Here is an 18,129-nt window from a genome sequence, read left to right on the forward strand (position 1 = left end):
TCTCGCCTTCGCGAGCGCCCCCGCTCGGACCGCCTTAGCCTACGCCGTACGAGGCGTCGCCCGCTCACCGCTGACGGCACCCGCTCGCCTGGGCGGCGCCGGCACCATGGCGCGCACTTCGTCGCCGGGGGCCGCGAACCGGGCCCGGACAGGGAAAAGGGCGCGTCGCGGCTGGTGACGCGCCACTTTCCGTCCGGCTGCGGGGTGCTCCCGCCACACGGTCAGGCCCTGCCTTCGGGGGCCTCGGAAAGCCTCCGGGAGGCGATGCGAGGCCCGACCGCGCGACGGTACGCGTCCCTCGCCTCGCGAGCCGTGCAGGCCGGCGTGATTGGAACGTACCCCGAATACGCGGCCCTGGCCCGCCGAAAAGGGGTGTCTAAAGGGTGAGGCTTGGCTTGAGTTGCTTGAAGCGAGCCAGCAGGCCGTTGATGAACTGGGGAGACTCGTCGGTCGAGAGCTCGCCGGCCAGATGCACCCACTCGCTGATGACCACGCCCTCCGGCACGTCGGGGATCCACAGCAGCTCGTAGGTGCCCCCGCGCAGCAGGTTTCTGTCGACGGCGGGCATGCGGTCGAGCGTCCAGCCCTCGGCATAGGTGGCGATCAGCTCGTCGATGCGCGCGTGGTGCCTGGCGACGCCCTCGACGATGGTCGAGGTGTACTCGTTCACCGGCGGCTCCTGCCGCTCGACCCGCTCAGCGAGGATCTTCAGCGGATCCTCGCTGCGCAGCTCGGCCTCGAACAGGATGTCGAGCGCCCGTCTGCGTGCTTTACCGCGTGCCGACACCTCAGGCCCGGCCGAGGTATTCGCCGCTGCGGGTGTCGACCTTGACCTTCTCGCCGGTGGTGATGAACAGCGGGACCTTGATCTCGGCCCCGGTCTCCAGCGTGGCGGGCTTGGTGCCGCCGGTGGAGCGATCGCCCTGCAGGCCCGGCTCGGTGCTGGCGATGGTCAGCTCGGCGGCGGCGGGCAGGTCGATGTAGAGCGCGGAGCCCTCGTTGAACGCCACCGTGGCCAGAGTGTTCTCCAGCATGTAGTTGGCGGCAGTGCCGACGGTGTTACCGGGCACGTTGACCATGTCGTAGGTCTCGGTGTCCATGAAGACGAAGTCGTCGCCGTCCTTGTACGAGTACTGCATCTCGCGCTTGTCGACGTTGGCCACCTCGACCTTCACGCCGGCGTTGAACGTCTTGTCGACGACCTTGCCGGAGAGGACGTTCTTGAGCTTGGTGCGCACGAACGCGCCGCCCTTGCCCGGCTTGACGTGCTGGAACTCCACGACGGCCCACAGGTCACCGCCGTCGAGCTTCAGGACCATGCCGTTCTTGAGGTCGTTGGTCGTCGCCACTCGTTCTCTCCCGCGTGCGGCCGCTCAAAAGGACGAGCGGCTCCTTGGTGGTCTTGGTGAAGAGTCCCGGCCCGCCCTCACGTGACACGAGGGGGTCCTCGATGCGAACCCCTCCCCGGCCGGGGAGGTGGGTCCCAGGCTCGACGGTGATCGGAACTCGATCCTTTAGTCTACCGGTCCGTGAAGGGCCGAGGAACGGCGCGCGGCGATGGACCGGGCCGCGCGCCCTAATCTTCCGCCGGAAGCCGCCAGTCCCCCAGGAACTCCGCCAGCGGCCCCGACCGCTCCATGTCGCCCTTCTCCTGCGCCCGTCGCAGATCGCGGTAGACGCCGCCGATCTGGTCGATCGTCGCGTCGATCTTCCCCTCCTGGAACTTCCGGGCGGCCTTCCTGATCTTGTCCCTGGCCTTGCCGGCGACGTCCGGGTTGATCCCGCCCATGGTCTGCTGGTGCATCAGCGCCTCGTCGAACGCCGACAACCACCTGCTCCACCCGCCGGGCGGAATGGCCTCGCCCAGCAGGGTGCCCTTCGGCGCGGCCGACTCGCGCAGGACGGTGGGCAGGCCCGTGTCGGGCCTGAGGGTGGCGACGACCCCCGGGGAGGAGTCGACGGTGAGCTCCGGCTCACTGCTGGGCGGCTCGCTGGGCACGATCAGCGGAGTGGGGACGGGGGTGGACACCGCCGCCGGCCGCTCCTTGCCCGCGCCCGCCCACAACACCATGCCGACGGTCACCACCGCGATGATCGCGATGGCCGCGCCGAGCTGGATGAACAACTTGCGGTTCGGGGAGACCTCCGGCTCCAGGTCGCCGGCCTGGAAGACGGCGGTGTCACCGGCCCGGCCGCCAGGATGGGCCCCGGGATGGGGGCCCGTATGGGCGGCAGGGCCGGGACGCAGGCCGCCGTCCCGCAGGGAGACGCCGGTCACGGGCGCTGCCCCCGGGGCCATGGGGGGAGCCGCCGGGTTGGCGCGCGGCCTGGCGATGGCGGCCAGCGCGCGCCGGATGGCCTCACCGCTGACCGGCCGCTGCGCGGGGTCCTCGGCGAGCATGGCCAGGACCAGGCGGTCCAGCTCGGCGGGCACCTCGGAACGTACCGTGCTGGGCGGCGGAGGCGGGCCGTCCGGCGCGCCGTCGAAGGGCGGGCGCCCGGTGAGCAACTCGTAGCAGACGCACCCCAGCGCGTACAGATCGCCGGGCGCCTCCGCGCCGGCCGCCCGCTCGGGCGCGGCGTAGCGCCCGTCACCCGCGGGCCACTGACCGCCCATCCCGAACCCGACGACCTTGAGCACCCCGCTTCCGGCCAGCCGGAAGCTGTCGGGGTCCACCCGGCCGTGCACGACCCCGGCCCGATGCGCGGCGTCGAGCCCGGCCGCCGCCTGCCCGGTGAGGTCGCACACCTCGACGATGGTCAGGGAGCCGCGCGCGGCCGCCTCCTCGCCGAGGCTGAGCCCCGTCAGGTGCTCCATCACCAGGAACGGGGAGCCGTCCTGCTCCCCGACGTCCAGGACCATGGCGACGTTCGGATGGATCACCCTGGCCACCGCCTGCGCGTGCTGCCTGAGCACCTCGCGGGTGGCGGCCCCGGCCGCCTTGGCGCCGAGCACCTTCACGGCCACGACCCAGTCGGCCCGCGTGTCGTAGCCCCGCCACACCTCACCCATCGGCCCGCCGCCGATACGTTCGTCGAGCCGGTACCGGCCGGCGACCAAGGACGGCGTCGTGTCGGACATATCCCCGCCAAATACTCGAACATCAGGATTCCGACAACCTTAGGGCCCCACAGCCCCTGCCGCCCCAACATCCGGCACAGCCCGCACTCCGCGCACGTCCCGCTTCCCCGCTGACGCAGGCGTGCCGCCCCCTTCTGACGCGGACGGCCCGATCACGCTGACATGGGCGGCCCGATCCGCGCGGGCCGCCCGGAGGGCGTCAGACCGGCTCGGGCACGCGCGCCTGGCTCGGGGCCGGGCTCGGGGCCGGGGCCGGGGCGTCCATGAGCTCCTGCGGCGGCGCGTTGAAGACGGCCTCGTCCAGCCGCCCCTCGGACCGGGCCACCAGCACCGGGACCACCATCTGGCCGGCGACGTTGGTCGCGGTCCTGATCATGTCCAGGATCGGGTCGATCGCCAGCAGCAGCCCGACGCCCTCAAGGGGCAGTCCCAGCGTGCTGAGCGTGAGCGTCAGCATGACGACCGCGCCGGTCAGGCCCGCCGTGGCGGCCGAGCCGACCACCGAGACGAACGCGATCAGCAGGTAGTCGCCCACCCCGAGCTCCACCCCGAACACCTGGGCCACGAAGATCGCGGCCAGCGCCGGGTAGACGGAGGCGCAGCCGTCCATCTTGGTGGTCGCGCCGAACGGCACGGCGAAGGAGGCGTAGTCGCGGTCCACGCCGTTGCGCTCGACCGTCACCCGCTGGGTCAGCGGCAGCGTGCCGACCGAGGAGCGCGAGACGAAGGCCAGCTCGATCGCGGGCCAGGCGTTGCGGAAGAAGCGGACCGGGCTGACCTTGCCCCACACCGCCAGCAGCGTCGGGTAGACGGCCAGCAGCACGATGAGGCAGCCGATGTACACGGCGGCGCTGAACTTGGCCAGCGGCGCCAGCAGGTCCCAGCCGTAGGTGGACACGGCCTTGCCGATCAGGCCCGCCGTGCCGATGGGCGCCAGCCGGAGGACCCACCACAGCGCCTTCTGGACCAGTTCGAGGACGGAGCGGCTGAGACTCAGGAACGGCTCCGCCTTCTCGCCGATCGCCAGCGCCGCCGCGCCGAGGACGACTCCCAGGAAGACGATCTGGAGGACGTTCACCTCGGTGAAGGCGGTGACGACGTTCGAGGGCACGATGCCGGTGACGAAGTCGAGCCAGGTGCCGGCGCCCTCGGTGTCGACGGCCTTGGCCGCGCCGGTGTCGAGGGTGACGCCCCGGCCGGGGTCGATGATCAGGCCGAGCCCGATCGCGAACGCCACCGAGACGAACGCCGTGACGAGGAACCAGAACAACGTCTTGGTCGCGAGCCTGGCCGCGCCGTTGACGTTGCGCAGGTTGGCCACGCTGACCAGCACGGCCGTGAAGACCAGCGGCGGCACGGCGAGCTTGAGCAGCTGGACGAAGATCTGGCCGACCCGGGTGAGCGTCTCGGCCAGCCAGGCCACGTCCCAGATCTTGGCGACGAAGCCCAGCGCGACGCCGGCCGCGAGCCCGAGCAGCAACTGCAGGGAGAAAGAGAATCTCTTCACGAGGAGGAAGCTCCTGGATGACGGCACGCCACAGGGCGGCATGCCGGGTGAGGACTGGATGAACGCGGACGAGCGGTCAGCGACAGAGCGATCCGTGCAACCGGCACAGATCGACGTGCAGCCGCTCTACGAGCCACACGAACACCAGGGAGAACCTCACAAGCTCTTTCAACACCCGTGCGATCGGGCGCATTTCCCGCGGGCGGGAAATGTGAGCTACCCCACGATCTCCTTGATCTTCTCGATCAGCCGCACCCGGTCCTCGTGGGTCTTGCCGAACGGCGCCACGTTGAGGGTGCTCACGCCGGACTCCTTCAGCGCCTGGACGCGGTCGCGGACGAACCCCTCGCTGCCGATCAGCGACATCTTCTCCAGCAGCTCGGCCGGCACCAGCGCCGCCGCCTCCTGCTTCTTGCCGTCGAGGTAGAGGTCCTGGATCCGCTCGGCCTCCTTCTCGTAGCCGTAGCGCCTGGCCAGGTCGTTGTAGAAGTTCTTGCCCTTGGCGCCCATGCCGCCGATGTAGAGGGCGGCCATCGGCCGCCCGAACTCCAGCAGCCCGGACACGTCGTCGCCGATCGCCAGGGACGCCTGCGCGATCACGTCGAGCTCCCCGAGCTCCGGGTCCCGCTTGGCCCGGCCGGCGGCCAGGGACGGGCCCCACACCTCGGCGGCCTTCTCCGGGACGTAGAAGATCGGCTCCCAGCCCTCGGCCAGCTCGGCGGTCAGCTCGACGTTCTTCGGGCCGATGGCGGCGACCACGATCGGGACGCGGGGGCGTACCGGATGGTTGATGAGCTTGAGGGGCTTGCCCAGCCCGGTGCCCTGGCCGGGCGGGAGCGGCACCGTGTAGTTCCGGCCGTCGTGCTGCAGGCGCTCACGCCGCCACACCTTGCGGCAGATCTCGATGACCTCCCTGGTACGCCCGAGCGGCGCGGTGTACGGCACCCCGTGAAAGCCCTCGATCACCTGCGGCCCCGAGGCGCCGATCCCGAGGGTGAAACGCCCGTCGGAGACGTAGTCCATGCCCGCGGCCGTCATGGCCAGCAGCGTCGGCGTGCGCGAGTAGATCGGCAGGATGCCCGAGGCGATCTCCAGCCGCTCGGTCTTGGCCGCGATGTAGCCCATCTGGCTGACCGCGTCGAAGCTGTAGGCCTCGGCGACGAAGACGATGTCCAGCCCGGCTCGCTCGTAGTCGGCCAGCTCGGCCACCGACTCCTTGAAGCCGCCCGAATAGTTGAGTGCCATACCGATGCGCATGCCGGGCTCCCGCTCAACCGAATGATGTTCCGTTTCGACGGCACCAGGCTATCGCGTCGGCGTGTCGAGGTGTGAGCCGCTAGCCTGGTTCGGGTGCTGACTCGGGTCGTCGTCATCGTGTCCGCCGTGGTGGCCGCGGGCCTCGCGGGGCACCGGTTGATCCCGGCGCTCGGCGGATTCACTCCCGTGATGGAGAGCCTGCTGCCCTGGGTGGGCCTGTCGGTGCCGGTGCTGCTGGTGGTCGCCGCGCTGGCACGATCCAAGGTGGCCGCCCTCGCGGCGCTGGTGCCCGGGCTGGTGTGGGCGTTCATGTTCGGCTCCACGCTGTTCCGCACGCCGCCCGGCGGCCCCAGCGACCTGGCCGTCGGCACGGTCAACGTGGGCGTGCGCAACAGCGCCTCCGGCGAGGCCGTGCGGGTGATCGCCAAGGATCTCGACGTGCTGGCCGCCCAGGAGCTGACGAGCGGCGGCCCCGCGGCCAAGCAGCTCAACAAGATGTTCAAATACCACTATCCGGTCAGCACGGTCGGGCTCTGGAGCCGCTATCCGATCAGCAGGACCGAGCCGCTCGACGTGGGCCTGGGCTGGCCGCGCGCGCTGCGCGCGGTGATCACCACGCCCAAGGGCAAGGTGACCATCTACGTCATGCACCTGGCCTCGGCCCGGCCGGGGGAGACGACCTCGCGCGACGCCTCGCTGGCGCGGGCGCGCACGCTCATCGACGCCGACTCCAGCAAGCGCATCCTGCTGCTCGGCGACCTCAACACCGCCACCACCGACCGCGGCATGCGCGGTCTGACGCCGCCGCTGACGGACGCGCAGAGCGCCGCGGGCGACGGGTTCGGGTTCACCTGGCCGTCGGAGTTCCCGATCACCCGGCCGGACCACATCCTGTTCAAGGGCATGACGGCGACCGAGGCCGGCGTGGCGCCGGCGGCCGGCAGCGACCACCGCGCCGCCATCGCCTCACTCCGTCTCTAGCAGGCGCAAGTCCGCGGGCGTGTCGATGTCGGCCGGATCGCCGTAGGCGTCGCACGGCACCTCGGTGACCAGCTCGGGACGCGCCTTCAGATAGGCCCGCGCGCCGACGTCGCCCACGGCCAGCTCGATCACCCCGGCGAAGTGCCGGCGGGCGATCAGCACGGGGTTCGCGCGCCGCCCGCCGTACGTGGCCACCGCCAGCCCGGCGCCCGCCGCGATCAGCGCGCGTACCGCGCCCGGCCGGATCAGCGGCTGGTCGGCCAGCGCGACCACCACGGACTCCGCCGTCTCCGGCAGCGCGCCGAGGCCGGCCCTGAGCGAGGAGCCCATGCCGGAGGCCCAGTCCGGGTTGCGCACGGTCACGGCTCCGCGCACCTGCACCGTCGCCGCGCCCAGCACCACCACGACCGGATGGCAGCCGCCGTCCTCCAGCAGCCGCACGCCGTGGTCGACCAGCCGCACGCCGCCGTACTCGACCAGCGCCTTGGGGGTGCCCAGGCGGCTGCCCCCGCCCGCGGCGAGCAGCAGGCCGGCCACCCGCGACGCCCTCATGTCGCCTCGTGGTGGATGCGCCCCTCGGTCCCCGACAGCGGGCGGCCCGAGCCACCCCAGCGGAGCTGAATCAGCTCGGCGGCGATCGACACGGCCGTCTCCTCGGGGGTGCGCGCGCCCAGGTCGAGGCCGATGGGCGAGCGCAGCCTGGTCAGCTCGGCGTCGGTCACGCCGGACTCGCGCAGGCGGACGAGGCGGTCCTCGTGGGTGCGGCGCGAGCCCATCGCGCCCACGTAGCCGGCCTCGGTGCGCAGGGCCACCTCCAGCAGCGGCACGTCGAACTTGGGGTCGTGGGTGAGCACACAGATCACCGTACGCTCGTCGACCTGCACGGAGGCGAGATAGTCGTGAGGCCACTTGACCACCACCTCGTCGGCGTCCGGGAACCGCTTGGAGGTGGCGAAGATCGGGCGGGCGTCGCAGACCGTGACGTGATAGCCGAGGAACTTGCCGACCCGGGCCACCGCGGCGGCGAAGTCGATCGCGCCGAAGACGAGCATGCGCGGCGGCGGCGCGAACGAGTGCACGAACACCGCCAGGTCGTCCAGCCGCCGCTCCCCCTCACCGCCGTAGTGGCGGATCCCGGTCAGGCCCTGGGCGAGCATGCCGCGGGCGTCGTCGTCCACGGCCTCGTCCAGGCGGCCGGGGCCGAGGCTGCCGGTCGAGCGGTCCGGCCAGATGATCTTGCGGGCGCCGACCCGGCCGGGGCCCGAGACGATGGTCGCCACGGCGACCGGCTCGTGCGCGCCCACCGAGGCCGCCACCTCCCCCAGCTCGGGAAAGGTCTCGATCGAGATGGGCTCGACGAGGACGTCGATGATGCCGCCGCAGGTGAGGCCGACGGAGAACGCGTCGTCGTCGGTGACGCCGTACCGCTGCAGGAGGGGCGCGTCGATCTCGGCGGCCAGCTCGAACACCGCCCCCTCCACGCAGCCGCCGGACACGCTGCCGACCACCTCGTCGCCGCGCACCGCCATCGCCGCGCCCGGCGGCCTGGGCGCGCTGCTGAACGTGCTCACCACCGTCGCCAGCCCGAATCTGAGCCCCGAGCTCCACCACCGCATGATCTCCGGCAGCACGTCACGCATGAGCGAGCCTTTCGCTGAGTTGCTCGTAGGCGGCGAGGCTGTGCCCGGCCACCAGGTCGTCGAGGTAGGGCAGGGCGGCCCGCATGCCTCCCGTGAGCGGCTGGTAGTCCTCATACCCCTTGTGCGGGTTGACCCAGATCACCCGGTGGGCCTGCCGGGCGAGCCTGGCCATCTGCGTGCCCAGCAGCTCCGGGTCGCCGCGTTCCCACCCGTCCGAGGCGATCACCGCCACCGTGCCTCTCGCGCTGTAACGGGTGAGGAACTGCCGCAGTTCCTCACCCAGCCTGGTCCCGCCGCTCCAGTCGGGGATGGCCTTGGAGACCTCGTTCAGCGCGGTGCCCGGATCGCGGTGCCGCAACTCGGCGGTGATCGGGGTGAGCCGGGTGCCGACCGAGAACACCCTGGTGGCCCTGGGCTCGCTCCTGACCAGGGCGTGCGCGAAGCGCAGCAGCGTCTCGGCGTAGGGCGCCATCGAGCCGCTGACGTCCACGAACAGCACGACCACGCGCGGCCGGGTGGTGTGCCTGCGGTGCCGCAGCCGGGCGATGTCGCCCTTCCTGAGCGCCTCGCGGATGGTGCGGCGCCGGTCGAGCAGCCCCCGGTGGCTGCTCTCGAACCGGCGTGAGCGGCGCCGCGCCCGGCCGGTCCGCAACATGGCCAGCATCCGGTGCACCTCGTCCCGCTCGGCCTCGGTCAGCCGGGCGACGTCGCGGTGACGCAGGATCTCGGCCCTGCTGGCCGTCGCGGGCGCGGCCGTCCCGTCGCCGCCCTCTTCCTCCTGGGCCCCGTTCCGCGCGGCCAGGTGCCGGGTGACGGTCGTGGCGCCGGTACGGGCGAGGCTCGCCTTCCGGCCGCCGAAGTAGGCCGCGAAGCAGCGGTCGTACCGGGGCAGGTCGTCGGGGGTGGCGCAGAGCGTGAACCGCCCGGCCCAGTAGACCGCGGCCGGGTCGGTGACGTCGAGATGGCCGAGCGCCCGCAGCAGGCTCCGCGTCCGCTCGTGGTCGGCGCCCACCCCGGCCGCCCGCAGCGTCCAGGCGAACCCGGTCATGGTGGCGACCAGCTCATCCATGGGTCAGCAGCCCGTTGCCCAGCACATGGGCGAGATCCTCGCGGTATTTCAGCGCCGCCCCCAGCGTGGCCGCGGCCCGGCCCGGATCGAGCTCCTTGGCGCCCAGCGTCAGCAGCGCCTCGGTCCAGTCGAGCGTCTCGGCGACGCCGGGCGGCTTGACCAGGTCGGCCTGCCGCAGCCGCTCGGCCGCCCGCGCCACCTGCATGGCCAGCGTCTCGGTGCAGGCGGGCAGGCGCCGCAGCAGGATGGCGACCTCGCGGTCGAAGCCGGGGTGCTCCAGCCAGTGGTAGAGGCAGCGCCGCTTGAGCGCGTCGTGCACCTCCCGCGTGCGGTTGGAGGTCACCACGACCACCGGCGGCGTCACGGCCTTGATCGTGCCCAGCTCCGGGATCGAGATGGTGAAGTCGGAGAGCACCTCCAGCAGGAACGCCTCGAACTCGTCGTCGGCCCGGTCGATCTCGTCCACCAGCAGCACGCTGGGCTGGGTCTCGATGGCCTTCAGCAGCGGCCTGGCGATCAGGAACCGCCGGTCGTAGATCTCCCCTTCGAGCCTGCTCACGTCCGTGACCCCGGCGGCCTCGGCGGCCTTGAGGTGGAGGAGCTGGCGGGCGAAGTCCCAGTCGTACAGGGCCTGGGCCGCGTCGAGCCCCTCGTAGCACTGGAGCCTGATGAGCGGCGCCTTGAGCAGGGCCGCGAGGGTCTTGGCCAGCTCGGTCTTCCCGACGCCCGCCTCTCCCTCCAGGAACAGCGGCCGCCCCATCCGCAGCGCCAGGAAGGCGGCCGTGGCCAGCCCTTCGTCGGCCAGGTAGGCCTGCCGGTCGAGCAGCTCGATGAGCTGGTCGGGCGACTCGATGTCCATTGACTTGATTGTCCGCCGTAGCACGCCCTCAGGCTACGTCGAGAGCCGGTTCGACGATATTCCCCACCGCAACCGATCGCGCACAGTAGGCTACCGGCCACCGAACGAAGGGGCGACCATGCCGCACATCTCGATGCGGGAGTTCATCGAGGAGTTCCCGCTCACCCCCGGGATCATCGAGCGCACCAAGGTCACCGCCGCCCAGCGGGCGATCTACGCCGCGCTGCTGTCCCGCTTCCTGCTGACGGACGAGGAGCGGCTGGAGACCATCTCCTCCTGCCACGACCTTGGAACGCTCCAGAGGTGGATGATCCAGGCGGTCACCGCCGACACGCTGGACGGCTTCTTCGCCGCGACCGGCTGAGAGCCGTCGCTCAAGAGACCCGCGGGCGGCGGGTGGCGGCCAGGTAGGCGACCGCCGCCCCGAAGACCAGCAGCGCGGTCCAGACGTTGAAGCGCAGCCCGGCAAGGACGGGGGCGGGATCCACGCGCAGCCACTCGATCCAGGCGCGACCGGCGGTGTAGGCCGCGCCGTACAGCGCGAACACCCGGCCGCGGTCCAGCCGGAAGCGCCGCTCGGCCCAGAGGACGAGCCCGGCCACACCCAGGTTCCACAACGACTCGTAGAGGAAGGCCGGGTGGTAGGTGGCCGTGTCTTCCAGGCCCGGCGGCCGGTGGGCGGGGTCGATCTCCAGCGCCCAGGGCAGGGTGGCCGGCCTGCCGTACAACTCCTGGTTGAACCAGTTGCCCCAGCGGGCGATCGCCTGCCCGAAGGCGATCCCGGGCGCGACGGCGTCGGCGAAGTCGCGCAGCGGGATGCCGCGCCGGCGGCAGGCCAGCCACGCGCCCAGCGCGCCGCCGGCGACGGCGCCCCAGATGCTGATCCCGCCCTCCCAGATCGCGAAGACGCGCAGGGGGTCCTTGCCGGGGCCGAAGTACTGCTGCCAGTCGGTGGCCACGTGGTAGATCCGCGCGCCGGCCAGGCCGAACGGCACGGCCCAGGTCGCGATGTCCCCGACCGTGCCACGCTCGCCGCCGCGGGCGGTCCAGCGGCGCTGGGTGACCCAGGCGCCGACGACGATGGCGAGCACCATGAGCAGGGAGTAGGCGCGGACGGGCAGCGGGCCGAGGTGCCAGACGGCTTGGGACGGGCTGGGGATGGTCACACCGCCGAGTCTGGCTCCGGCGCGGCCGCGCGCGCATCGAGCGGGACACCGATCGCCGGGTCAGCCGACCGGTTGATGCCGGACCTGCGGGTGACTGATTACCGTAGGTGCCGTGGAGTCCTGGGAGCGGTCCCGCCGCCGGTGGCAGCACGCCTTCTTCGCCTCGTGGCTCGTGCTGACCTCGGCCGGGCCGCTGATGGAGGTCGGTCAGGTCCTGCCGGTGGTGCTCGTGACCGGGCTGGCCGCCTGGTACGCGGTGTGGTTCGTGCTGCGCACGCCTCCCGTGAGCGAGGTGCCCCTGCCCTACGTGGTGGGCGGCGGGCTGCTCTGGCTGGGGCTGTTCGCGATCGACTCGTCCTTCCTGGTGGTCTGCCTGAGCGTGCTCGTGCCGTACTGCGTGGACGCCGTGCGCGTCGGGCTGGTCGCGGTGTTGTCGTGCGCCGGGGGCTGGTTGTGGCACAGCTACCACGAGGGCGGGCCGATCACCTGGACCGAGATCGTCATCACCGCGCTGATCGCGATCAGCGCGGCCACCTCGGTCGGATACTTCTCTTCGGTGGCCCGGCAGAGCGCCGAGCGCAAGGAGCTGATCGACCAGTTGCAGGCCGCCCAGGAGGCGCGGGCGGCGGCCGAACGGCAGGCGGGCGTGGCCGCCGAGCGGCAGCGGCTGGCCCGTGACATCCACGACAGCCTGACCCAGGGGTTCGCCAGCGTGGTGATGCTGCTGGAGGCGGCGCAGGAGGGGTTGCCGGACGACCGGCACCTGACCCAGGCGTTACGGGCGGCCAGGGAGAACCTCGCGGAAAGCCGCCGGGTGGTGCGGGCGCTGCGGCCCGGCGAGCTCGACGACGGCGGCCTGCCGGAGGCGCTGCGGCGGTTGTCGGGCCGGCTGTCCGACGAGACCGGCATCGACGCGCACACCGTGATCACCGGGGCGTCGTGGCCCCTGGACGCGCGCGTCCAGGGGGAACTGCTGCGGGTGGCGCAGGAGGCGGTCGCCAACGCCCGCCGCCACGCCCATGCCGAGCAGGTCACCCTGACCTTGTCGTACATGGAGGATGTGATCGTGCTGGACGTCCACGACGACGGCGACGGCTTCGACCCCGGGCGGGCCGCCGCCGGCCACGGCCTGCTGATCATGCTGGAGCGGATGGAGCAGCTCGGCGGCACGCTCCTCGTGGAGAGCGCGTCCGGGGAGGGCACCACGGTCGTGGCCAGCCTCCCGGCGGAGGCGCGATGACCGCGCGGGTCTCGATCCGGGTCCTGATCGCCGACGACCACCCGGTGGTCCGTGACGGCATCCGGGCGATGCTCGGCACCCAGGACGACCTGGAGGTGGTCGGCGAGGCGGTCTCAGGCTCGGACGCGGTACGGCTGGCGCGCGACCTGCGGCCGGATGTCACGCTGATGGACCTGCAGATGCCCGAGCTCGACGGCGCGACGGCGATCAGCCGGATCCGCGAGCACGACCCCGCCGCCAGGGTGATCGTCCTGACCACCTATGACACCGACAGCGACATCTCCCGTGCCATCGACGCCGGAGCGATCGGCTACCTGCTCAAGGACAGCCGCCGTGAGCAGCTGTTCGACGCCGTCAGGGCGGCGGCCCGAGGGGAGAGCGCCCTGTCGCCGGCGATCGCGACCCGGGTGTTGTCGTGGGCGCGCGCCGACCCGCGCGGCGCCCTCAGCGGCCGGGAGATCGAGGTTCTGGGCGCGGTCGCCCAGGGGATGAGCAACAAGTCCATCGCCGCCCACCTGTGCATCAGCGAGGCCACGGTCAAGACCCACCTGCTGCACATCTTCGCCAAGCTCGACGTCGACGACCGCACCGCCGCCGTGACCGTGGCGGCCACGCGCGGGATCATCCGACTCGGCGGCTGACGGGCCGAGCCCTTCAGGCAGGTCACGCCAGGTCCGGAAACCGGCTGTCCGGCCTCGCGCGTCTCCCCGCGCCCTCGGGCCTCGCGGGCCTTTCCGCGCCCTCAGGCCTCGCGGGCCTCCCCATGCCCTCAGGCCTCGCGGGCCTCCCCGCGCTCCCGGATCAGGGCCGTGAGCTCGGCCGTGGCCCGGCGGGCGCGGGGTTTCTCCGATCCCTGGATCCCCATCGCTCCGATGGTCCGCCCGTCCGAAAAGTCGATCTTCGGCCACGGGTCCCCGACCAGCAGCGTGACGTCGAGCGCCTCCGGCCAGCTGTAGCGGTGGGTGCGGAGCGCGTTGACGATCGTGAGGCCCTGGTCGTCGGCCTCCACCCGCACCCGCCCCAGCAGATGCAGCACGAACGCCACCGCGCAGCCGAACGCCACGATCGCCACCCGATCGGGCAGCTTGAACGGCTCGGCGATGAAGATCGCCATGACCACCGCCCCCGCCACGATCAGGACGGCGAAGCCGTAGGCGACGACCCTCCCCCGGCGCGGGCGCCAGGTGACGGGCAGGGACGGAGCGGGCAGGGGCTCGGGCACGAAGGAAACCTACCGCAGGTCAGTCGAGGTCCCGCAGGAGGAGGGCGGTCTCCAGTGCGGCGATGGTCGACTCATACCCCTTGTCCTCCTTGCTGCCCGGCAGCCCGGACCGGTCGAGGGCCTGGTCGAGGGTCTCGCAGGTGAGGACGCCGTTGCCGACCGGCGTCTCCTCATCCAGCGCGATCCGCGTCAGGCCCGCGGTCACCGAGTCGCAGACATAGTCGAAGTGGGCGGTCTCCCCCTTGATGACCGCGCCCAGGGCCACCACCGCGTCGCAGCGGCGGGCCAGCGCCTGGGCGATCACCGGGATCTCCAGCGAGCCCGGCACGCGGACCACCGTCACCGTGGCGCCGCTGTCGTCGCACGCCTGCACGGCCCGTGACACCAGCTGGTCGGTGATCTTGGCGTGCCAGCTCGCCGCCACCACCCCGACCCTCAGCCCCGACGCGTCCGGCGCCGAGACGCCTGGCCGTCCTTCCCCGCTCATGAAGCCTCCGAGATGTCATGGCCGAGGCGGTCGCGCTTGGCCGTCAGGTAACGCTCGTTGTGGGGGTTCATGACCACGGGCATGGGCTCGCGGCCGAGGACCTTGATGCCGTAGCCGTCCATGCCCTTGAGCTTGGCCGGGTTGTTGGTGAGCAGCCGCACCGACTTCACGCCCAGGTCGGCGAGGATCTGCCCGGCGTTGGAGAACTCCCGCGCGTCCACCGGCAGCCCGAGCTCCACGTTCGCGTCGACGGTGTCGCTGCCGTTGTCCTGCAGGCTGTACGCCCTGAGCTTGGCCAGCAGCCCGATGCCCCGGCCCTCGTGTCCCCGCAGGTAGACGACCACGCCCCGGCCCTCCTGCGCGATGACCGACATCGCGTGGTCGAGCTGCACGCCGCAGTCGCAGCGCAGCGAGCCGAACACGTCGCCGGTCAGGCACTCGGAATGGGCCCTGACCAGGATGTTCTCGCCGTCGGTCAGGTCGCCGTAGACGAGCGCGACGTGCTCGCCGCCGTCCAGCGCGCTGGCGTAGCCGTAGGCCCGCCACATGCCGTACGCGTTGGGCAGCCGCGTCTCGGCGACCCTGGTGACCATGCTCTCGGCCCGGCGGCGGTAGTCGACGAGCTGCTCGATGGAGATCAGGGCCAGGTCGTGCTCGTCGGCGAAACGCCGCAACTCCGGCAGCCTGGCCATGCTGCCGTCGTCGTTGACGACCTCGGCCAGCGCGCCGGCCGCCGACAGCCCGGCGAGCCTGGCCAGGTCGACGGCCGCCTCGGTGTGACCGCGCCTGGCCAGCACGCCGCCCTCGTGGTAGCGCAGCGGGAAGACGTGCCCGGGCCGCACCAGCTCGTTGGGCTCGGTGGCCGAGTCGGCGAGCGTGCGGATGGTCCTGGACCGGTCGGCCGCCGAGATGCCCGTGGTGACGCCGTCGCGGGCGTCCACGGTGATCGTGTACGCCGTGCGCATGCGCTCCTTGTTGTGGAAGACCATGAGCGGCAGCCCTAGCCTGTCGAGCTCCTTGCCCTCCATGGCCACGCAGATCATCCCGCTGGTGTGCCTGATCGTGAACGTGCACAGGTCGGGCGTGGCCTTGGCGGCGGCGAAGATGAGGTCGCCCTCGTTCTCGCGGTTCTCGTCGTCGACGACCACGACGGGCTTGCCGTCGCGGATGTCCTCGATCGCCCGCTCGATCGGGTCGAGTGTGATCTCACTCATTGCGCCACCGCCACGTCGAGGCCGGATGATGCCCGGTATTCCTTCAGCCACTTCGCGAAGCCGACCATGACCAGCACGAAGAAGATCCCGTAGACGGTCCCGGAGACGACCAGGCCCGAGCTGAACGCCAGCGGCACCCCGACCAGGTCCACGGCCACCCAGACGATCCAGAAGTCCACCAGCGCCCGGCCCTGGGCCCAGGTCGCCAACGCGCTGCCGACGAAGATGTAGGCGTCGGCGGCCACCAGGAACGCGCCCTTGGGCAGCGGCACCTCAGCGCCCCACGACAGTCCGGTGACCCAGAACAACAACCCGACCATGACGGTGCCGACCAGCATGACGCCGATCATCACGCTCCGCTCCCACCAATCGGCCGGGCGGACGGTCAGTTGCCGGCCGTCCTGGGTGCCGCGCCGCCACGCCCACCAGCCGTAGACGGCCAGACCCGCGAACAGCACCTGCTTGAGCGCGTTGCCGGTGATGTGCGCGTTGACGGAGGCGATGAACAGCAGCACCGCCCCGGTGAACTGCACCGGCCACGTCCACATCGACTTGCGCATGGCGAGCAGGACCGTGGCCAGGGCGGCGATGTTGCCGACCAGGTCCGTCCAGAGCACGTGCGTGCCGAATACTTCGAATCCGGCGTCGGCCCAGTTCACTTTCTGGCCACCAGCCTTTCCACATACTTCGCGATCACGTCAACCTCGATGTTCACCACGTCGCCCACCTGGCGGTCGCCCATGGTGGTCAGCTTCAACGTGGTCGGGATGAGACTCACGCCGAAGCTTTCGTCATCAACCGTCGTGACCGTCAAACTGATTCCGTCGATCGCGATCGAGCCCTTCTCCGCGACGTACGGGCTGAGCGCGCCGGTCAGCGAGAACCGCAGGTCGTCCCAGTTCTCGCCGGGCTCCCGCGAGCGCAGGACGGCCGTGCCGTCCACGTGGCCCTGCACGATGTGGCCGCCGAGACGCTGGTCGGCGCGTACGGCCCGCTCAAGGTTGACCGGGGAGCCCACGGAGAGCCCGCCCAGGGAGCTGCGGTCGAGCGACTCCCTGATCACGTCCACGGTGAACACCTCGTCATCGACCCGCACGACCGTCAGGCACACGCCGTTGACCGCGATCGAGTCGCCGTGCTTGGCGTCGGAGGTCACGATCGGGCCGCGCACCGACAGCAGGGCTCCGCCGCCCGCCTGTTCGATGGCCACCACTTCGCCTTTTTCCTCAATGATTCCGGTGAACATCACTTCTCCCTGCCTGGGTGGGGGTTGGTGGGCCGGGCGATCAGTCGAACATCCGGCCCGATGAGGGCAATGTCGTCGAAGGTGAGCCGGTGGATCTCGCCGATCGTCCGCACCCCGGCCGCGCCGAGCGCGGCCGGCCCCGAGCCGAGCAGCGCCGGGGCGAGGTAGGCGATCACGCGGTCGGCCAGGCCCTGGCGCACGAACGAGCCGGCGAGCGTGGGGCCGCCCTCCAGGAACACGCCGACCACCTCACGCGCGGCCAGCTCGCGCAGCAGGGCATGGAGGTCGAGGCCGGGCCCGTGGCGGGGCAGGCGCAGGAGGTCGGCCTTGAGGCCGGTCTCCACGTCGTCGGCGATGGCCACGAGCGTGGGCGCGGCGTCGTCGAGCACGCGGGCGGACTGCGGCGTGCGGGCCTCGGTGTCGATCACCACCCGCAGCGGGATCCGCGCCACGACCCCCGCACGAGCATCGCCCTGAGAAGGGCGGGCCGTGAGGCTCGGGTCGTCGGCGAGCACGGTGCCGACGCCCGCGACGATCGCGCCGGCGGCGGCCCGCAGCCGGTGCACGTCCGCCCTGGCCGCCGCCGAGGTGATCCACTGACTGGTGCCGTCCTCGGCCGCCGACCTGCCGTCCAGCGTGGCGGCGAACTTCCAGGTCACGTGGGAGCGCCCCAGCCGCACGTACGTGAGCCACTCCTCGTTGCCCCGCGCGGCCTCCGCCGCCAGCACCCCGGACGTCACGGCCACCCCGGCGGCCCTCAGCCGCGCGGCCCCGCCGGCCGCCTGCGGGTTGGGGTCGGGCACCGCGATCACCACCCGCGCGATCCCCGCCGCCAGCAACGCCTGGCTGCACGGCCCCGTCCGGCCGGTGTGGTCGCAGGGTTCGAGCGTCACGTACGCGGTGCCGCCCCGGGCGCGCTCCCCTGCCTGCGCCAGCGCGGCGACCTCGGCGTGCGGCCCGCCCGCGTACGCGTGGAAGCCCTCGCCGGCGACGCGGCCGCCGGCGTCGAGCACGACGCAGCCCACGACGGGGTTGGGGCTGGTGGTGCCGTGTCCGCGCCCGGCCAGCTCGACGGCGCGCGCCATGTGCGCGGCGTCCTGCGCGGGAATGTCCACCCCGGGTCTCCTACTCGCCAGTAGCTTCTAGCCATGGCGGGCCC

Annotated in this window: 20 protein-coding genes; 4 read left to right on the plus strand and 16 right to left on the minus strand. The window is 71.9% G+C overall.

What is annotated here, in order from left to right; all coding sequences use genetic code 11:
* Window positions 1–376 precede the first annotated feature (376 nt).
* From nusB to ACWD0F_RS07940, 5 genes are all read right to left on the minus strand, one after another.
* The gene (gene nusB / locus ACWD0F_RS07920; RefSeq protein ID WP_449873171.1) at window positions 377–787 is read right to left on the minus strand and encodes a transcription antitermination factor NusB; all 411 of its coding nucleotides are present in this window, start codon (window positions 785–787) and stop codon (window positions 377–379) included.
* 1 nt (window position 788) lies between these two features.
* Complete coding sequence (efp, locus tag ACWD0F_RS07925; RefSeq protein WP_449873172.1) at window positions 789–1,349, minus strand: elongation factor P; 561 nt, start codon at window positions 1,347–1,349, stop codon at window positions 789–791.
* Window positions 1,350–1,576: 227 nt separating this feature from the next.
* The gene (locus ACWD0F_RS07930) at window positions 1,577–3,082 is read right to left on the minus strand and encodes a serine/threonine-protein kinase (RefSeq protein WP_449873173.1); all 1,506 of its coding nucleotides are present in this window, start codon (window positions 3,080–3,082) and stop codon (window positions 1,577–1,579) included.
* A gap of 199 nt (window positions 3,083–3,281) precedes the next feature.
* A complete protein-coding gene (locus tag ACWD0F_RS07935) occupies window positions 3,282–4,589 on the minus strand; it encodes a dicarboxylate/amino acid:cation symporter (protein WP_449873174.1) in 1,308 nt (435 codons plus the stop codon).
* Between the two features lie 216 nt (window positions 4,590–4,805).
* Window positions 4,806–5,846, minus strand: a complete 1,041-nt coding sequence (locus tag ACWD0F_RS07940; protein WP_449873175.1) for an LLM class F420-dependent oxidoreductase — start codon at window positions 5,844–5,846, stop codon at window positions 4,806–4,808.
* A gap of 93 nt (window positions 5,847–5,939) precedes the next feature.
* Between ACWD0F_RS07940 and ACWD0F_RS07945 the strand changes: the two genes are divergently transcribed.
* Window positions 5,940–6,827 carry an endonuclease/exonuclease/phosphatase family protein gene (locus tag ACWD0F_RS07945; protein WP_449873176.1) on the plus strand — a complete coding sequence of 296 codons (888 nt, stop codon included), beginning with the start codon at window positions 5,940–5,942 and terminating at the stop codon, window positions 6,825–6,827.
* On the opposite strand, the gene ACWD0F_RS07950 is transcribed toward ACWD0F_RS07945, so the two are convergent.
* From ACWD0F_RS07950 to ACWD0F_RS07965, 4 genes are read right to left on the minus strand one after another with little or no spacing between them, the layout of a single operon-like run.
* On the minus strand, window positions 6,813–7,379 hold the full coding sequence (locus ACWD0F_RS07950) for a nucleotidyltransferase family protein (RefSeq protein WP_449873177.1): 567 nt from the start codon (window positions 7,377–7,379) through the stop codon (window positions 6,813–6,815). The two genes, ACWD0F_RS07945 and ACWD0F_RS07950, sit on opposite strands and share 15 nt — an antisense overlap.
* Complete coding sequence (locus tag ACWD0F_RS07955; RefSeq protein WP_449873178.1) at window positions 7,376–8,467, minus strand: XdhC family protein; 1,092 nt, start codon at window positions 8,465–8,467, stop codon at window positions 7,376–7,378. Before ACWD0F_RS07955 ends, ACWD0F_RS07950 begins: the two co-directional genes overlap by 4 nt.
* Entirely contained in the window at window positions 8,460–9,536 is a 1,077-nt protein-coding gene (locus ACWD0F_RS07960) for a vWA domain-containing protein (RefSeq protein ID WP_449873179.1), read from the minus strand. Before ACWD0F_RS07960 ends, ACWD0F_RS07955 begins: the two co-directional genes overlap by 8 nt.
* The gene (locus tag ACWD0F_RS07965; protein ID WP_449873180.1) at window positions 9,529–10,395 is read right to left on the minus strand and encodes an AAA family ATPase; all 867 of its coding nucleotides are present in this window, start codon (window positions 10,393–10,395) and stop codon (window positions 9,529–9,531) included. Before ACWD0F_RS07965 ends, ACWD0F_RS07960 begins: the two co-directional genes overlap by 8 nt.
* Window positions 10,396–10,513: 118 nt before the next feature.
* Between ACWD0F_RS07965 and ACWD0F_RS07970 the strand changes: the two genes are divergently transcribed.
* The gene (locus tag ACWD0F_RS07970) at window positions 10,514–10,759 is read left to right on the plus strand and encodes a hypothetical protein (protein WP_449873181.1); all 246 of its coding nucleotides are present in this window, start codon (window positions 10,514–10,516) and stop codon (window positions 10,757–10,759) included.
* 10 nt (window positions 10,760–10,769) lie between these two features.
* Here ACWD0F_RS07970 and lgt read toward each other — a convergent pair whose 3' ends face one another.
* Entirely contained in the window at window positions 10,770–11,561 is a 792-nt protein-coding gene (lgt, locus tag ACWD0F_RS07975) for a prolipoprotein diacylglyceryl transferase (RefSeq protein ID WP_449873182.1), read from the minus strand.
* Window positions 11,562–11,673: 112 nt separating this feature from the next.
* Between lgt and ACWD0F_RS07980 the strand changes: the two genes are divergently transcribed.
* Window positions 11,674–12,801 (plus strand): sensor histidine kinase, encoded by a 1,128-nt coding sequence (locus tag ACWD0F_RS07980; protein ID WP_449873183.1) that lies wholly within the window; start codon window positions 11,674–11,676, stop codon window positions 12,799–12,801.
* Window positions 12,798–13,442 carry a response regulator gene (locus ACWD0F_RS07985; RefSeq protein ID WP_449873184.1) on the plus strand — a complete coding sequence of 215 codons (645 nt, stop codon included), beginning with the start codon at window positions 12,798–12,800 and terminating at the stop codon, window positions 13,440–13,442. Before ACWD0F_RS07980 ends, ACWD0F_RS07985 begins: the two co-directional genes overlap by 4 nt.
* Before the next feature lie 128 nt (window positions 13,443–13,570).
* On the opposite strand, the gene ACWD0F_RS07990 is transcribed toward ACWD0F_RS07985, so the two are convergent.
* The 6 genes from ACWD0F_RS07990 to ribD are packed head-to-tail and all read right to left on the minus strand — an operon-like array spanning window position 13,571 to window position 18,085.
* Window positions 13,571–14,023, minus strand: coding sequence for a PH domain-containing protein (locus ACWD0F_RS07990; protein WP_449873185.1), 453 nt, complete (start codon window positions 14,021–14,023; stop codon window positions 13,571–13,573).
* Window positions 14,024–14,042: 19 nt separating this feature from the next.
* Window positions 14,043–14,510 (minus strand): 6,7-dimethyl-8-ribityllumazine synthase, encoded by a 468-nt coding sequence (gene ribH / locus ACWD0F_RS07995; protein ID WP_449873186.1) that lies wholly within the window; start codon window positions 14,508–14,510, stop codon window positions 14,043–14,045.
* Complete coding sequence (locus tag ACWD0F_RS08000; protein WP_449873187.1) at window positions 14,507–15,724, minus strand: bifunctional 3,4-dihydroxy-2-butanone-4-phosphate synthase/GTP cyclohydrolase II; 1,218 nt, start codon at window positions 15,722–15,724, stop codon at window positions 14,507–14,509. Before ACWD0F_RS08000 ends, ribH begins: the two co-directional genes overlap by 4 nt.
* A complete protein-coding gene (locus tag ACWD0F_RS08005; RefSeq protein WP_449873188.1) occupies window positions 15,721–16,383 on the minus strand; it encodes a nicotinamide mononucleotide transporter family protein in 663 nt (220 codons plus the stop codon). The genes ACWD0F_RS08000 and ACWD0F_RS08005 overlap by 4 nt, the downstream gene beginning before the upstream one ends.
* Window positions 16,380–16,970: a riboflavin synthase gene (locus tag ACWD0F_RS08010; protein ID WP_449873189.1), complete on the minus strand. Its 591-nt coding sequence runs from the start codon at window positions 16,968–16,970 to the stop codon at window positions 16,380–16,382. The genes ACWD0F_RS08005 and ACWD0F_RS08010 overlap by 4 nt, the downstream gene beginning before the upstream one ends.
* Window positions 16,970–18,085, minus strand: coding sequence for a bifunctional diaminohydroxyphosphoribosylaminopyrimidine deaminase/5-amino-6-(5-phosphoribosylamino)uracil reductase RibD (gene ribD, locus ACWD0F_RS08015; RefSeq protein ID WP_449873190.1), 1,116 nt, complete (start codon window positions 18,083–18,085; stop codon window positions 16,970–16,972). Before ribD ends, ACWD0F_RS08010 begins: the two co-directional genes overlap by 1 nt.
* Window positions 18,086–18,129 lie beyond the last annotated feature (44 nt).

Source organism: Nonomuraea sp. NPDC002799, from assembly GCF_053592075.1.

Excerpts from the sequence above, each read along its gene's own strand:
- ACWD0F_RS07930 (WP_449873173.1), bottom strand. The coding sequence starts at position 3,082 with ATGTCCGACACGACGCCGTCCTTGGTCGCCGGCCGGTACCGGCTCGAC.
- ACWD0F_RS07940 (WP_449873175.1), bottom strand. The coding sequence starts at position 5,846 with ATGCGCATCGGTATGGCACTCAACTATTCGGGCGGCTTCAAGGAGTCG.
- ACWD0F_RS07950 (WP_449873177.1), bottom strand. The coding sequence starts at position 7,379 with ATGAGGGCGTCGCGGGTGGCCGGCCTGCTGCTCGCCGCGGGCGGGGGC.
- ACWD0F_RS07955 (WP_449873178.1), bottom strand. The coding sequence starts at position 8,467 with ATGCGTGACGTGCTGCCGGAGATCATGCGGTGGTGGAGCTCGGGGCTC.
- ACWD0F_RS07960 (WP_449873179.1), bottom strand. The coding sequence starts at position 9,536 with ATGGATGAGCTGGTCGCCACCATGACCGGGTTCGCCTGGACGCTGCGG.
- ACWD0F_RS07965 (WP_449873180.1), bottom strand. The coding sequence starts at position 10,395 with ATGGACATCGAGTCGCCCGACCAGCTCATCGAGCTGCTCGACCGGCAG.
- ACWD0F_RS07970 (WP_449873181.1), top strand. The coding sequence starts at position 10,514 with ATGCCGCACATCTCGATGCGGGAGTTCATCGAGGAGTTCCCGCTCACC.
- ACWD0F_RS07985 (WP_449873184.1), top strand. The coding sequence starts at position 12,798 with ATGACCGCGCGGGTCTCGATCCGGGTCCTGATCGCCGACGACCACCCG.
- ribH (WP_449873186.1), bottom strand. The coding sequence starts at position 14,510 with ATGAGCGGGGAAGGACGGCCAGGCGTCTCGGCGCCGGACGCGTCGGGG.
- ACWD0F_RS08000 (WP_449873187.1), bottom strand. The coding sequence starts at position 15,724 with ATGAGTGAGATCACACTCGACCCGATCGAGCGGGCGATCGAGGACATC.
- ACWD0F_RS08010 (WP_449873189.1), bottom strand. The coding sequence starts at position 16,970 with ATGTTCACCGGAATCATTGAGGAAAAAGGCGAAGTGGTGGCCATCGAA.